Here is a 15079-nt window from a genome sequence, read left to right as displayed (position 1 = left end):
GAACAGGAGATTAAGCTGCAGGCAAGAAATTTGGCAAAAGATATGGCGCAAGATATTGCTAAAGATATGGCGCAAGACATGGCAAAAGATATGGCACGAAACATGGCTAACTATATTGCGAGCGAAAAAACTCTCGAAACTGCAAAAAAATGATTGCTGCGAATCTTGGAACTGCCGAACAGATTGCTTCTGTTACAGGTCTTTCCTTGGAACAGGTTACGAAGTTAAAAACTGGCGAAAAATAAGTTTTTATTTCTGAGGTTATTGAACACCGTAATCTCTAAAAAAAACAAGCGGTTTTGAGGGCTCAAAACCGCTTGTTTTTTAGTTAATTGAATTTATTTAGAAAAACTATTCTTCAACAACTTCTGCTTCAGCATATGTATCTGCATAGTGCCAAGTAGCTTTCATTGTTTTTTTAGCATAAACATTTACATATACAGCGGCAGCTTTCTGCTCAATTCTTTTTGTGGTTGGATAAAGGTCTTCTTTTGGAATTGTTATAGGGTCAACAGCTGTTTTCGCTGTTGCAAGGGAAGCTTTCTCAACTTTTCCTTTATAAATTCTTACAACATAATCCTCGTTATCCTTGCCGTTCACATCAACAGTAAGAACATATTTTCCATCAACTTCGCAGTCAGAAAGGGTGATAGACGAATCCCCAAGTTTTAGATATTCGGTTTCTACTGCTGGATTATCAGAAAGTTTTGTTCCAAAATTGTCTGCCTGAATATCAGTTACATTTGTGTAATGCGATACATAAGGCTTGGCAACACCTTTTGTAGCAAGGTTAAAACCTACGATACAAAGAGTTCGAGCATCTTTAGTCGCGCGGCTAGGATTAGATTCCAAGTCAAAAATGTAGCCTATTGAGCCTTCTCCTGTGGAATCCTTGTCAAGAGTAATCTGACAAAGCCCTCCAAGATGCTTGTTAAATGTAGAATGATATGCGCGGTACATTCCATCGTCTTCATTGGTAAAACTGATTGAGTAATCGTTATTACTACCAGTAATAGCTTCTTTTTCATCGTCATCATCTTCTGCCGCGCACGACACAAAACCAAACACAAGCGCAGCCATCACTGCGCTACCAAAAAGGACGTTAAAACAACACTCTATTTTTAGGCTCCAAAGTTCTATGATAGAAATTCTATGCCAAAATCGGCAGGAGGAAATTTATGAACTACGGATATATCCGCGTGAGCACGGACAGGCAGACGGTTGAAAACCAGCGCTTTGAGATTTCAAGATGGTGCGAGGCAAACAGAATCAGAATAGACGGCTGGATTGAAGAGACAATCAGCGGAACAAAAAGCTACACAAAACGGCGGCTCGGCGAGCTTCTTTCAAAAATCAGCGAGGACGACACGATAATCTGCGCGGAGCTTTCAAGGCTTGGGCGAAATCTGTTTATGATTATGGAAATTCTGAACATCTGCATTACCAAAAAATGCAGTCTTAGGACAATAAAGGAGAATTTCACGCTGGACAACGGAATTCAGTCAAAAGTGCTGGCGTTCGCGTTCGGGCTTTCTGCGGAAATCGAAAGAAACCTGATAAGCCAGAGGACAAAGGAAGCTCTAGCCGCAAGAAAGGCCTCCGGAAAACATCTGGGGCGCAAGAAAGGAATACGCGGGGAGTTAAACAAAAAGTGCGAATCGCAAAGCCTAAAAATCGACAGTCTTTTGAAAAACGGAACTTCAAAGCAGAAAATCGCGCGTGAAGTCAGAGTCTCGGCAGGCACCCTCTACCGCTACCTTGCCTATACAGGCAGATTCAAGCCTGAAAAACGCAGAGGCGAAAAGTGGAAAAACGGAATCTATCAGTGAATTATATTGTTTTTTCGAATGTAACAACGCTTTTAATTCTGAACAGGATTCTTTGCCTGAAACTTCCGGCACGGACAAAAGCCGTAAATTATGGAAGATATTCAACAGCAGGCATGCAGTTGCCGCAATCTAGACTACACGGTGACACCTTACAATACTAGCAAGTGTCGCAATATAGCTTATGCGGCGACACCTGACAATGCTAGCAGGTGTCGCAATATAGCTTATGCGTCGGCTACTGACAATGTTAGCAGGTGTCGCAATATAGCTTATGCGGCAACACCTTGACAATGCTAGCAATTGTCATAATCTAGACAATGTGACAGCCTCGTAGTCTTCTCTAAAAATCAGTCAGCTAAGTTTATTGAACAAAAATTTAGAATGGCGCATTTTGTTTAAAAATTGCCGCATAAAGGATTTCTTGAAAATAAATAAAAAGGCTCAAGATTATTTCAACGTTTATTGACTAAAAAAATCTTTGCTTTATAATCCATTATATAATTCTTATATTGGCTGTAATTTTGAAAAAGTTGCGTTAGAATATAAGAAAATAAAAAGCCTTGCAAAAGGCGGTTTCAAGGAGATTAAATATGAAACTTTCAAAGGTCCTTTTTGGTAGCGCAGTGATGGCTGCGCTTATGTTTGGTTTTGTGTCGTGCAAAGAAGAGGAAGATGAACTTGGTATTATCGAAAAAGTTTCAGAAGATGGATTTACAAATGACGGCTCTTCTGCATATTATGCGCGCGGTTATGTCTCTACTGCGACAAAGCATCTTGCAGCAGATTGTGAGATTTCTATCGATACATCAAAATCTGATGGAGCATATACGATGGGATACATCTTTAATCAGATTGGAAAGGGAACTACAGAAAAACCTTACTCATTTGTTTGTGTTGGAGTAAAATACGGAACTACAAATAGTAATACTACAAAGAGACCTCTTTATTTCATTTCATATTACAAAAATGTTCTTTCGTCTGATTTTACAACAGATGCTGGCGATTTTGATGTGAGCGAAGCAGAAGCTGTTAGCTGGTCAAGAACAACAGGAAAGACTGTCGTAGCAAACTCTGCAAAAGAATGTTCTGTTGTTGACGGCTGGACTGATATTCCGACGGGTTCATATACATATTCCGATGGAATTTTGAAAGTTTATATTGACCTTGCAGTTCTTTCAGGAGATTCTGAGATTACTACGGTTGCAGATGCAAAAGAAAATACTGTTACAGAGATTACTGATGATGATGGCTCAAAAGTAAAGAAAATCGCTGATGGAGCTTATAAAATAACATTGAAAGCCTCGTCAAGTTCATCAGCTGGAACTTCCAAAGTTATTTCAAAGGCATCGGGTACTGATTTTTCTGATTTTGCAGTTCAGGAAGCAAAACTTGGCAGATATGCTATGGTTTCAAAAAATGCAACTTTGAAGGGAACATGGAATTTCCCTAAAGATTCATATCTGAAGTCTGCTGTTTCTGCTGATGGTTCTACCAAAATTGTTTGGGAAAATGAAATAGACAACGTAAGATAAAAACTTCTAACTCCACCCTTCCGCTTTGGAAGAGAAAAGGATTGAAAGGGAAAGAGAAACCTTTTTAAGGTGTCGCTTTCCCTTTTTTATTTTTAACGCAAAGCTTGGGATGAGGATTTTTGTTTTCTGATTCCGTTGCTGAGTTTCCCTTTTTTTTGTTTTAGTTCAAAAATAATCCGCTTATATTTGTTGTAAACGCTTTCTAAAAATGAGGGGAATATCTTGCAAATTTTTATTGCGTGCGCTTTTGCGCTTTTTTATTATTGCGCGGATTCTTAAGCTTTTAGCGAAGATAGCAGCGCTTTGCAGCCTTTTTCTATGTCGTTCCAAGTGGCGTCGAAATTTCCTGTATACCAGGGATCTGCTACGTCGCGGGACAGTCCGGCATATTCAAGCAGCTTATGGCATTTTTTTTCTTTGTCGCCTGCAAATTTCCGCGCAAGGTCGCGCATATTTTCTTCGTCCATTGCGATTATCAAGTCATAAAAAGCGTAATCTTCCCGCGTTATAAGCCGGGCGCGATGATCCGTAAAAGGAACATTTTTTTCTTTTAATTTTAAGACTATTCCGCGGTGAATCGGGCTTCCGATTTCGTCTGTGCGGCAGGCCGCGCTTTCGATAAAAAATTCTTTTTCAAGTCCGGAATTTTTTACAAGATTTTTCATAAGCATTTCTGCCATTGGCGAGCGGCAGATATTTCCGTGGCAAACAAATAGTATTTTTAGCATAAAATAATTCTATACAAAAAAAATAAAAAAATCTGACAGTTTTTAGTTTTTATGCTAGACTTTTTTACGAAAAATCTTTTTTGAGTTTTATTTTTGCTTGTTTTTATATAAACAGTTAATTTTATGATAAAGCGTTCAGGATATGCGGATTTACCGCTGCACACGGGAACTGTTCCAAAATGGCTTGCCGACAGAATGATGAGGCTCGGCACGCTGATTATAGAAGCCCTTGTCTTAAAATATGGGAAAAAAGAAGTTTTAATCCGTTTGAGCGATCCGCTGTGGTTTCAGAGTCTGGGCGCCGTTTTGGGAATGGACTGGCATTCTTCCGGAATCACAACAAGCGTAATGTATGCCTTAAAACGAGGGCTAAACAGGCGCGCAAAAGAGCTTGGAATTGTCGTCTGCGGCGGAAGAGGAAAATACAGCAGGCGCACGCCGGAAGAGCTTCAAATTCTTGCCGACATGACTGGAATGGACGGAAACAAGCTCATAAACTGCTCCCGGCTTGCCGCAAAAGTCGACGGAACTGCCCTGCAGGACGGTTTTCAGCTTTACCAGCATAATTTTATTTTAAGCGACCAGGGCGACTGGACAGTAGTGCAGCAAGGAATGAACGCAAGCGAAAAAAAAGCGCGGCGCTACCACTGGTCATCGGAAAAACTCAGAAGCTTTGTCGAAAATCCTCATACTGGCGTAACTGGCGAAAACCAGGGATTGATTTTAAATCTAACAGATATAAACGCTTCTTCAACACGCTCCAAAATTTTAAGCCTGACGCATGAAAATCCAGACCGCATAATTCGCGAAGTAAAAAAAATGGGCGGCGGCGAAAGCCTTCAGCTTGAACTTTTTGATGATGCAGAAAAAAATAAAAATCCGCCTTCAAGTCGGAATAATCTTTCCAACGAATGGCAAAAAACGCAAATTCTCATAAAAAACGACAGAAACCTCGTTATGCCATCTCATCACGAAATCCGCGCGGAAGATGTAGATTTAAAACGGCTCGGAGCAGTTCTTGCCACAGCCTACGAAAGCGAAAATGCAGATTTTGAAAGCCTTCTCTTAACGCCTGGACTTGGTCCTAGAACTTTGCAGAGCCTTACTCTTGTAAGCGAAGTAATCTATGGAACTCCAAGCCGTTTTACAGATCCGGCAAGATTTAGTTTTGCGCATGGCGGAAAAGACGGCCATCCTTTTCCCGTCACTACAAAAATTTACGACGAAAGCATCCGCATTCTAGGAGAATCAATAGAAGAAAGCAAAATGGGCTATTCAGAAAAAAGCGAATGTCTGGCCCGCCTTGAAAAAACCGCCCGCTACGTAGAAGAAAACTGCGAGCCGGAAGCAGATTTTGACGCAACAATCGCACACGAGCGCGCACACTCAAAAGAATGGGGCGGAAGAACCTGCCACGGCTGAGTTTTTATTTTCAATTCATCAGAAAATTGAGAAAATCCGGCATAAAAAAGAAAATAAATAGCCTGTAAAAAAATCCGTAAAAAAATATTTTGTTTCTTTTCATTTTTTTTAATTGGTGATAAAGTCGAACTCACAAAATACACTGTTCCGGCTCAAAAAACAGCAATTTTACAGTTCTGCAGTAAAAAGCCGTCTCAGCGTAATTCAAAAATCTGGAGGAATTATGAGCCTTACCGTAGATCCAAAAAAAATGCTGGAGCTTGAATCTTTAATTTTTCAAAAATCAGGCTTAAAAAAAGAAGAAGCCGACACTGTGGCAGACAACCTTGTCCAGGCAGAAATGCGCGGAATCCATTCGCACGGACTTATTCAGACAGAAAATTATTCAAAACTCATGCGCGCAAAAAAAATAAATCCTCATTCGCAAATAAAAATCGTTCAAGAAGGACCTGGAACTACAGTTTTTGACGCAGACCACGCTCCAGGTTCTGTCGCCGGAAAAATCGCAATGGCAAAAACGATTGAAAAGGCAAAAAAGAACGGAGTCGCAATCACAACAGTCCGCAACGCCACACATTTTGGCTTTGCCGCCTACTACGCCATGGACGCCCTGCCGGAAAATATGATTGGAATGGCATTTACTTCGACAGGACTTGCAGTCGCTCCATTCGGCGGCTACGACAAAGTTTTGGGAACAAATCCAATTTGCGTTGCAGTTCCGGCAGGAAAAAAACGGCCAATAGTTTTTGACGCCGCGACAAGCAACGTCGCCTTCAACAAAATATTTTTCGCCTACACAGAAGGAAAATCAATTCCTGACGACTGGGCTTTGACAAAAGACGGAAAAACAACGACGAACCCGGCGGACGTAATTACAGGAGGCGGGCCTCAGCTGCCGTTCGGAGGCTACAAAGGCTACGGACTTGATTTAATCGTCTTTATAATGACAACACTTTTGAGCGGAACTTCAGTTTTGGACGGCCAAGGCGACACAACTGCCGAATGTACCGACAAAATAGGCTACAACTTTGCAGCAATCGACATTTCCCGTTTTACGAACATCGAAAGCTTTAAGCAAAATATCGACATCACAATCGAGCGCATAAAAAGCTCTCAAAAACGCGAAGGTGTTAAGGAAATTTTTGTTCCCGGCGAAATCGAATACAACAATCACGAACGCCAGACAAAGGAAGGCCTTTTTATTTCAGACGGAATCGCAGGAAAAATCCGCTCTGCGCTTGAACATACAGGAATTACAGCAAAACTCGAAGATATAGCAATATAAATTTATTCGGGTGGCACTGCCGCGGCAAAACCGCGGCAGCCGGGCTTTCGCGTTATAAAATTGCCAGGCAATTTTTCCGTTCAGCCGTGCAGTCGCACGTCCGAACCGCTCCGCGGCTTCAATCCCTGCCACAAAGTGGCAGGACGTGTGCTTTAGCACACAATTATATAATCTAGTTTTGTGCCAACAAAACTAGCAGCATGCTCTAGCATGCAAAAATCCCTGCCACAACCGTATTAACCTACAATTGAACGCACAAACGCAAGCGAGTCAGGAACATTTTTTACACCTTCAAAGATAAGATACGCGTCCGGCTCTTTCTTCACTATTACAGGCAAAAATTCTTTCCAGCCCATAATTCCCTGTCCCAAAGGAGCAATTTCAAGCTCGCCGTCTTTTACAACATAATCTTTTAAATGAAAACCGCAGATTTTTCCTTTGAAGAGTTCCAGACACTTTTCAAAAATTTCGGCACGTTTTTCGTGGTTTCCAATGTAAAGGTAATTGTAAATATCAACAATAAAACGGAAATTTTCCTGTCCTGGATCAATTTCATCGGCAAGGCGCTTAAGCCGCTCCGGACAATACATACAGTGTCCCCATGCCCCTTCCAAAGCCATGCAGACGCCGCTTTTTTTTGCAGTCTCCGGCATAGGCGCAAAAATCGACTTTACTTCCGCAAAAGCCTCCTCAGTCTGATTTTTTGGATTGTAAGTCCATTTGTCGTCATTGTAAGAGCCGGTCTCCGAAGCGACAAATTTTGCCCCAAATTCAGCAGCATGACGCAAATGGTCGGCATATTTTTCCGCTCCAAGTCTTACTTTTTCTTTATTAGAGTGAACAGGATTAAAATATGCGCCCAAGAGCGGAATTTCAACGCCGTTAGAATTAAAACCTCTGCGGATTTCAGAAACAACACTGTCCGTCAAAGTGCCAGGATTACCGGTTTGTCCCTCAATCGCCTTTGCAATTGCAAGCTGAACTCCGTCAAATCCCCATTCATGGGCTTTTTGTCCTAAAAACTCAGCAGATCCTTTTCCAATATCATGTGGTCTAATTAAAATTTTCATAAAACCATTATATATACAGCCACTACAAATTGCAATTTTTGAAAAACTAAAAAAAATGAAGATTTGGACATAAAAAAAGACGCCTTAGGGCGTCTTTTATCAAGCAATCAACTTACAAATTAGCAGTTTTCTGCAAAGTATTTGATTGTTCTTACCATCTGTGATGTGTAAGAGTTCTCGTTGTCATACCAAGAAACAACCTGTACCTGGTATGTATCGTCAGAAATCTTAGAAACCATAGTCTGTGTAGCATCGAAGAGAGAGCCGAAGCGCATTCCGATTACATCTGAAGAAACAATCTGATCTTCGTTGTATCCGAAAGATTCTGTTGCTTCTGCTTTCATAGCTGCGTTGATAGTTTCTTTTGTAACTTCTTTGTTTGTCTTGATTACAGCAGTCAAGATTGTTGTAGATCCTGTTGGAACTGGAACACGCTGAGCTGAACCAATCAATTTTCCGTTCAATTCAGGAATTACAAGACCGATAGCCTTTGCAGCGCCTGTTGAGTTTGGAACGATGTTCTGAGCACCTGCACGTGAGCGGCGGAGGTCGCCTTTGCGCTGCGGACCGTCAAGAATCATCTGGTCGCCAGTGTAAGCATGGATTGTAGACATGATTCCGCTCTGGATTGGAGCAAAGTCATTCAAAGCTTTAGCCATTGGAGCCAAGCAGTTTGTTGTGCAAGAAGCGGCAGAAATGATATTGTCGTTCTTTGTAAGAGTTTTGTGGTTTACATTGTAAACGATTGTTGGAAGGTCGTTTCCTGCTGGAGCAGAAATTACAACTTTTTTAGCGCCTGCATCAATGTGAGCCTGCGATTTAGCCTTTGAAACATAGAAACCTGTACATTCGAGAACGACGTCTACATCGAGAGCTTTCCATGGAAGGTTAGCAGCATTTGCTTCCTTGTAGATTGTAATTGTTTTTCCGTCTACAACGATAGCACCTGGTTTTGTTACAGTTTTTCCGTCTTCGGCAAGAACGTCATCTATATAAGAAACTGTGTGTTTGTTCTCGCCGATTCTTCCAGCATATCCACCCTGCGCTGTATCATACTTCAAAAGGTGAGCAAGCATTTTTGGGCTTGTAAGGTCGTTGATAGCTACAACTTCATATCCATCTGCAGCAAACATCTGGCGGAATGCCAAGCGTCCGATACGTCCAAAACCGTTAATAGCAACTTTAACTGCCATGTTTTTATTCTCCTTAAAAAATAAATTTAAATTTACTATATTTAAAATACTGAATTTCAAGCAAATAGTCTATAAAAAAATTATAATAAATTGGCCGTTCCGGCTTTTATATCAGAACAATCAAAACTAAAAAAGAGTTTTAATCAAGTCTTTATATTCCTCAGCAATTTTATAACGCATCATTTCCTGCTTTGCGCTCAGCTCAACACCAACTTCAAAACTTTTTGGAATCAATGCAAATTTTCCAATTTTTTCGCAAGCACGAAAGCCTTTTGCCGTAGAAATTGAATTCTTTATGATTTTATCAAAAGCCTGAATTATAAAATTGTTCTTTAAAAGTTCTTCATAAGATTCATATTCAATATTATTTTCTTTTGCAAAATCCTCGGTATTTTCCTTAGAAGGCACAATGAGCGCTCCAAGGCTCCGTTCATCTTGTCCAACAACCATTGCGCTTTCTATCAGGTCGTTTGTCAACAGCTCCGATTCGAGCACAGCAGGCTCGACATTTTCACCGCCAAGCAAGACAATTGTATCTTTTGCGCGGCCTGTAATTTTCAATTCGTTGTCAAAAGTGCGTACGCCAAGGTCGCCTGTATTAAACCAGCCGTCTTTATCAATCACTTTTGCGGTCAAATCCGGACGCTTGTAATAGCCTTTCATAACCTGCCGGCTTTTTACGAAAATCAATCCCATTTTTCCCGGTCCAATATCTTCGCCATTTACGGCAACACCATTCTCTTCCTTGCAGATTTTTAATTCGACAGTAGGAAAAATAGCACCTACGCAGCCAGGACGAGGCTCATGAGGATTTCTAAACGAAATAACAGGCGCGGTTTCAGTAAGGCCATAACCTTCCAAAAGGTTCAATCCTACGGCCCTGTAAAAATTGTCAATTTCGTGTGGAAGCGCTCCGCCGCCGCTAATTGCAACATGCAGATTTCCGCCAAATTTTGCCTGGAGTTTTTTAAATACGAGCAAATCTCCGAGCTTTTTCAATGGCCATAAAAGACACATGGGAACAATTCCCGCTAAAAAATCCAAAACCCGGCTACGTTTTTTATAAAGCTGGCATACAAGGCCGCAAACCTTATCTTTCTGATCAGCATAGGCACCGCCAACTTTTACAAAAAAATTAAAAAGAACAAGTGCGGCTCCGCCTTTCTTCTTCATGGCTTTTTGAACAGCTTTTGCAAGAGATTCCCATAAACGCGGAACACCGCACATCCACTGAGGCTTTATAACCGCCATGTCTGCAAGCAAAATCTGTCCAATAGGCTTAGAGTAGGCAATTCCGTTGCAAAAAACTGGAGCAGCATACTGAATCAAACGCTCAAAACTGTGCCATACAGGAAGAACGCTCAGCCACATAAATCCAGGATTAGAAGGCAAAAAGTTGTGGATTACAGAAAGCTGATAAATATAATTGTCATGAGTAAGCATTACGCCTTTTGGAGTTCCTGTTGTGCCGGAAGTAAAAATAATCGTGGCAGTATCATTCGGCTCAATTTTTTCCATGCCAGACTCAATTTCAGCTTTTATCATTTCTTTTTTTTCTGCATATTCATTCCGCGCTTTTTCAAACAATTCGTTAAAATGAATTAGCTTAAGACCGCAATCGGCTGCTTTTTTTTCAATTTCTTGCGCAACCGGTTCGTAAATTACAACAGTTTTTAAGAGAGGAACTTCATCGATTTTTTCCAAAACCTTTTCGAGCTGATGTCCGGTTTCAAAAAAACCAACTTTACAGTCTGCATAAGAAATTATAAAGCGAATTTCGTTTCCCATGCTGTCGCAGCCACGAGGAACATCTGCCGCACCGATAGAAAGCAAAGCATAATCTGTCAAAAGCCATTCGCGGCGATTGTCAGAAATCAATGCAACATTGGAGCCTTTTTCAATGCCAAGCTTTTTAAACTGAAAAGCAAGGGCGACAAAATCATCATAAACAGAAGCAAATGTAAAATATTCATATTTGCCGTCTTTATTTTTTGAAGCCTGAAGAAATGTATCAGGAACTTTTTCAGTCTGCGCCTTCAGCATTAAAGGAAGATTTTTTGGAAGCTCACGGAAGGTATATTTTACCATAATTTTCTCCATTAAATAAAATCAAAAAAAACTCAAAAGCAACAATCAAACAAAAAGCTCTTTAGAGATTTATGTAATTTTACCACGGAAAACTTAATATTGCAAAAAAGAGCGAGACCTGCATATTTGCAAAAACAGGTTCTCGCCGCAAAATTTTCAGGATTATAGAATAAACTAAGGCGAATTATTTTTTATCGCTGTCAGACTCTTTGTGGCGGCTGTCGAAATATCCTCCGTCCTCAAGATAACGCCTGCGCGTCATTATCAGATTTATAAGCTCGTGGTACATATTGAAGTCGATTTCAAGCGCCATCGGAAGAAGGAAAAACTCGGTCTCGTCGCAGTAACGCTCAATAAAATGCGGGTCGGTAACGTAGCCGAGCGAAATCATATTAGAGATTCTATCCGCGCACTTTAAAATTTTCGCTTTCTGGCTTCCGCTGTCGAGAATCCGCTGCAAAAACTGCTTCTTGCTTTCGTCCTCGCGCCTTGTAACCTCAAGAACAAGCTTAAGAACATCCTCGCCCTCGGAATCGGCATTGAGGATTAAATCTTTATCAAAATCCTTTATATCCTCAACAGTGTCGTGAACAACGCTCGCCTTCAAAAGAACAGAGTCGATGTAGCCATAGTCAATAAGAATCGCAAGCGTGTCCATCTGATGACGGAACATATTTCCGCCCGCGTGCCGAGCCTTTCCGATAAGCCCCGTGGCAAGCTGCATATACGGAGCCAAGACAATATTCTTAAGCTCCTGAGCTTCCTTGTTGCCCATCTTCTCAGGCTTCTCAGTTTTCATCTCATATTTTATTCCCATGTCTCGCCCCCTGTTCTTCCTGACAATTTTGTGCTGACCATTATCCGGCACAAAAGCCGACTCGTCAAACTAATTCAGCGCAGCAACGTAAGATTCAAGTTTCTCTATGCGCCTCTTGATTTCAACGAGCTTGTCGCGCTCAGCCTGAACAACTTCCGCCGGAGCGTGCTGTCCGAATTTTCCGTTGAGTTTGAACTCGATTCTTTCAGCATCTTTCCTGCCAGTCTCCAAGTCCTTGTTGAAATGCTTCAAAAGCTGTTCCTTGTTGATGTTGCCGTCAAGAAGAATGAACGCCTCAAATCCGGTTCCTACAGTTCCGATTGACTTAGCAGGCTTTTCCTCGACGAATTCGATTTTTGAAAGGCCAGCAAGAAGCTGAATCATATCGGCTTTTTCTTTGCAGACTTCCGCAGCGCTTCCTTTTACAACAAGCAAGGCAAGATTGATTTTATCCGCAGGATTTACGCCGCACTCGTTTCTAAGACCGCGCACGCTTCTGATTACATCTTTAAGAGCGTTGAAACGCGCAGTGATTTTCTCGTCGTCGCGTTCAGACTTGAATTCAGGATAAGGAGCGGAAACCAAAAGCCCGTCGTAAGTTTCAGACGGAAGAATCTTGTTGCTTTCTGTTTTTGCGCGGTTATCGTTGATTTCCTTTCGCGGAAGCTTTGAGTAAATTTCTTCGGTTACAAACGGAATGAACGGATGCAAAAGCCTAAGCGACTCTTCAAGGACATTGAGCAAGACAGAAATCTGCCTGTCTTTTTCTTCTTCAGTTCCGTGCCAGAACACGAGTTTTGTCGCCTCAACGTACCAGTCGCAGAAATTGTTCCAGAAATATTCGTAAGCCGCGCTTGCCGCATCGTTGTAACGGTAAGAATCAAGAGCCGCGCGCGCATTTTTCGCCGCTTCGTTCAATTCTGTGTAAATCCATTTGTCAAGCTCGGTCAGCTCCTCATCTTTTACAGGAACGAGATTTCTTCCCTCAAGATTTCCGAGAATGTAGCGGCTTGCGTTCCAGACTTTGTTGCAGAATTTAGAGCCGAATTTGAACGAGTCGTTGTCGATTAAAATGTCCTGTCCCTGGGCCGCAAGATAAGTCAAAGTGAATTTAAGAGCGTCCGCGCCGTACTGGTCGATAATTTCAAGCGGGTCGATACCGTTTCCAAGCGACTTCGACATTTTTCGTCCCTGCTTGTCGCGCACAAGACCGTGAATATAGATGTCATGGAACGGAGCTTTTCCGGTGAATTCAAGGCCTGCCATAATCATCCGGCTGACCCAGAAGAAAATAATATCGTAAGCGGTAACGAGAGCCGTTGTCGGATAGAATTTCTTCAAGTCCTCAGTGTTTTCAGGCCAGCCTAAAGTTGAGAACGGCCAAAGCCAAGAAGAGAACCAAGTGTCAAGAACATCAGGGTCTTGCTTTAAATGAGAAGAATCCGCGCCGCATTTCGGGCATTTTTTCGGGTCTTCGCGGCTTACGATTGTCTCGCCGCAGTCGCAGTACCAGACAGGGATTCTGTGTCCCCACCAGATTTGGCGGCTCACGCACCAGTCGCGGATATTTTCGAGCCAGTGGGTATAAGTGTTCTCCCATTTTTTCGGGAAGAAAACGATTTCGCCGTCTTTCCATGCCTTCAAAGCCTTTTCAGCAAGAGGCTTCATCTTTACGAACCACTGGTAAGAAAGATAAGGCTCAACAACGGTGTGGCAACGGTAGCAGTGTCCAACAGAGTGGGTCATTTTTTCCTCACCCTTGAAGTTTCCGCTTTCAGTCAAGTCCGCAATCACAAGTTTCCGCGCCGCATCAGGCTTTAGTCCGCGGTATTTTTCAGGAACATTATTGTTGAGAGTTCCGTCTGGATTCAAAAGATTTATGATTTCAAGATTGTGCCGTTTTCCGACTTCCCAGTCGTTAGGGTCGTGCGCAGGAGTGATTTTCACCATTCCAGTCCCAAATTCCTTGTCAACGTAAGCGTCGGCGATAATCGGGATTTCCTTGTTGATTAAAGGGAGAAGAACTTTTTTTCCGACTAGATTCTTATAACGCTCGTCGCTTGGATTTACCGCAACCGCTGTATCTCCAAAGAAAGTTTCAGGGCGTGTTGTCGCAACCTCGATTCTTCCAGAGCCGTCAGCGTAATTGTAATAAATATGATACATTGCGCCGGCAGTGTCTTCATGCTCAACTTCGTCATCGGCAAGAGCCGTTCCGCAGCGAGGACACCAGTTCACGAGATACTGTCCTTTATACATCAGGCCGCGCTCATACAAAGTAACGAAAACATCTCGCACAGCCTTTGAAAGCCCCTCATCATAAGTGAAACGCTCGCGGCTCCAGTCTACAGAATTTCCAAGCTTTTTCTGCTGCTTTACGATAATGTCATGGTGCTTGTGAGTAACTTCCCAAGTCCGCTCAGTGAAAGCCTCGCGCCCCAAGTCATTTCGCGTCTTGCCTTCTTTTTTAAGCTGCTTTTCAACAACGTTCTGGGTCGCAATTCCGGCATGGTCAGTTCCAGGAATCCAAAGAGTGTCGTCTCCTCTCATTCTGTGATAGCGCACAACAACGTCCTGCAAAGTGTTGTTCAAGCCGTGCCCCATATGAAGAACGCCGGTAACGTTCGGAGGAGGAATCACGACTGTATATTTAATGTTTGACTCTTTCTGAGAATGAACAGGCGAATCTTTGTCGCTGGCAGGTTTAAAATAGCCTTTCTCAACCCATTCATTATAAATTCTGTCCTCAAAATCTTTAGGATTATAAGCCTTTTCAAGTTCAATAGCTTTCATTTTTCAAGCATCCTTAAATAAAAATCAGGTTCAAATTCGAGTAATTTTTTATATTCGGGTGGCTTTTTGCTTTGCAAAAATCGGGCTTTCCGCACTTCGCCGTCTCACGCGGCTCATTCCTCCGAAAAGTTTCTCCACTACGTTCCGAAACCTATCGGAGGAACTAAAGGTACTGCAATCCCTGCCACATACAAAAACTCAATATCAGCCTAATAAACCATTATAAAGAAAAAACAAGGTCTGTTCAATTGACGCTACAAAAAACACAACCACGTCAAAAATCAGTAAACAACACCATGACGCCAGGCTACGGGAGCTTCAA

11 protein-coding genes are annotated in these 15079 nt (G+C 42.1%); 4 read left to right on the top strand and 7 right to left on the bottom strand.

What is annotated here, in order from left to right:
• Positions 1 to 351: 351 nt before the first annotated feature.
• Positions 352 to 1080 (bottom strand): hypothetical protein, encoded by a 729-nt coding sequence (locus tag B4N75_RS05705; RefSeq protein WP_296668717.1) that lies wholly within the window; start codon positions 1078 to 1080, stop codon positions 352 to 354.
• Positions 1081 to 1178: 98 nt separating this feature from the next.
• On the opposite strand from B4N75_RS05705, the gene B4N75_RS05700 reads away from it, so the two are divergent.
• Positions 1179 to 1829 carry a master DNA invertase Mpi family serine-type recombinase gene (locus tag B4N75_RS05700; protein WP_296706820.1) on the top strand — a complete coding sequence of 217 codons (651 nt, stop codon included), beginning with the start codon at positions 1179 to 1181 and terminating at the stop codon, positions 1827 to 1829.
• A gap of 590 nt (positions 1830 to 2419) precedes the next feature.
• Positions 2420 to 3361, top strand: a complete 942-nt coding sequence (locus B4N75_RS05695; protein WP_296668713.1) for a hypothetical protein — start codon at positions 2420 to 2422, stop codon at positions 3359 to 3361.
• A gap of 275 nt (positions 3362 to 3636) precedes the next feature.
• Here the strand turns inward: B4N75_RS05695 and B4N75_RS05690 are convergent, their stop codons facing one another.
• A complete protein-coding gene (locus B4N75_RS05690; RefSeq protein ID WP_296668711.1) occupies positions 3637 to 4089 on the bottom strand; it encodes a low molecular weight protein-tyrosine-phosphatase in 453 nt (150 codons plus the stop codon).
• A 123-nt stretch (positions 4090 to 4212) separates the two neighbouring features.
• Here B4N75_RS05690 and B4N75_RS05685 point away from each other — a divergent pair, with 123 nt between their 5' ends.
• Positions 4213 to 5511 carry a DUF763 domain-containing protein gene (locus B4N75_RS05685; RefSeq protein WP_296668708.1) on the top strand — a complete coding sequence of 433 codons (1299 nt, stop codon included), beginning with the start codon at positions 4213 to 4215 and terminating at the stop codon, positions 5509 to 5511.
• A gap of 223 nt (positions 5512 to 5734) precedes the next feature.
• Positions 5735 to 6796, top strand: coding sequence for an Ldh family oxidoreductase (locus B4N75_RS05680; RefSeq protein ID WP_296706819.1), 1062 nt, complete (start codon positions 5735 to 5737; stop codon positions 6794 to 6796).
• A 236-nt stretch (positions 6797 to 7032) separates the two neighbouring features.
• Here B4N75_RS05680 and B4N75_RS05675 read toward each other — a convergent pair whose 3' ends face one another.
• The 5 genes from B4N75_RS05675 to B4N75_RS05655 all read right to left on the bottom strand — a co-directional run bounded on the left by B4N75_RS05675 (position 7033) and on the right by B4N75_RS05655 (position 14757).
• Positions 7033 to 7866, bottom strand: coding sequence for a sugar phosphate isomerase/epimerase family protein (locus B4N75_RS05675; RefSeq protein ID WP_296025060.1), 834 nt, complete (start codon positions 7864 to 7866; stop codon positions 7033 to 7035).
• A gap of 119 nt (positions 7867 to 7985) precedes the next feature.
• Complete coding sequence (gene gap / locus B4N75_RS05670; RefSeq protein ID WP_296025063.1) at positions 7986 to 9059, bottom strand: type I glyceraldehyde-3-phosphate dehydrogenase; 1074 nt, start codon at positions 9057 to 9059, stop codon at positions 7986 to 7988.
• 126 nt (positions 9060 to 9185) lie between these two features.
• A complete protein-coding gene (locus tag B4N75_RS05665; protein WP_296668803.1) occupies positions 9186 to 11147 on the bottom strand; it encodes an AMP-dependent synthetase/ligase in 1962 nt (653 codons plus the stop codon).
• 184 nt (positions 11148 to 11331) lie between these two features.
• Positions 11332 to 11946, bottom strand: a complete 615-nt coding sequence (locus tag B4N75_RS05660; RefSeq protein ID WP_296668806.1) for a hypothetical protein — start codon at positions 11944 to 11946, stop codon at positions 11332 to 11334.
• A gap of 87 nt (positions 11947 to 12033) precedes the next feature.
• Positions 12034 to 14757: a valine--tRNA ligase gene (locus tag B4N75_RS05655; protein ID WP_296706817.1), complete on the bottom strand. Its 2724-nt coding sequence runs from the start codon at positions 14755 to 14757 to the stop codon at positions 12034 to 12036.
• Between the last annotated feature and the right edge of the window lie 322 nt (positions 14758 to 15079).

The sequence above is a fragment of the Treponema sp. UBA7570 genome (genome assembly GCA_002477955.1).
Classification (GTDB): domain Bacteria; phylum Spirochaetota; class Spirochaetia; order Treponematales; family Treponemataceae; genus Treponema_D.
This window is presented reverse-complemented; position numbering and strand designations above follow the sequence as displayed.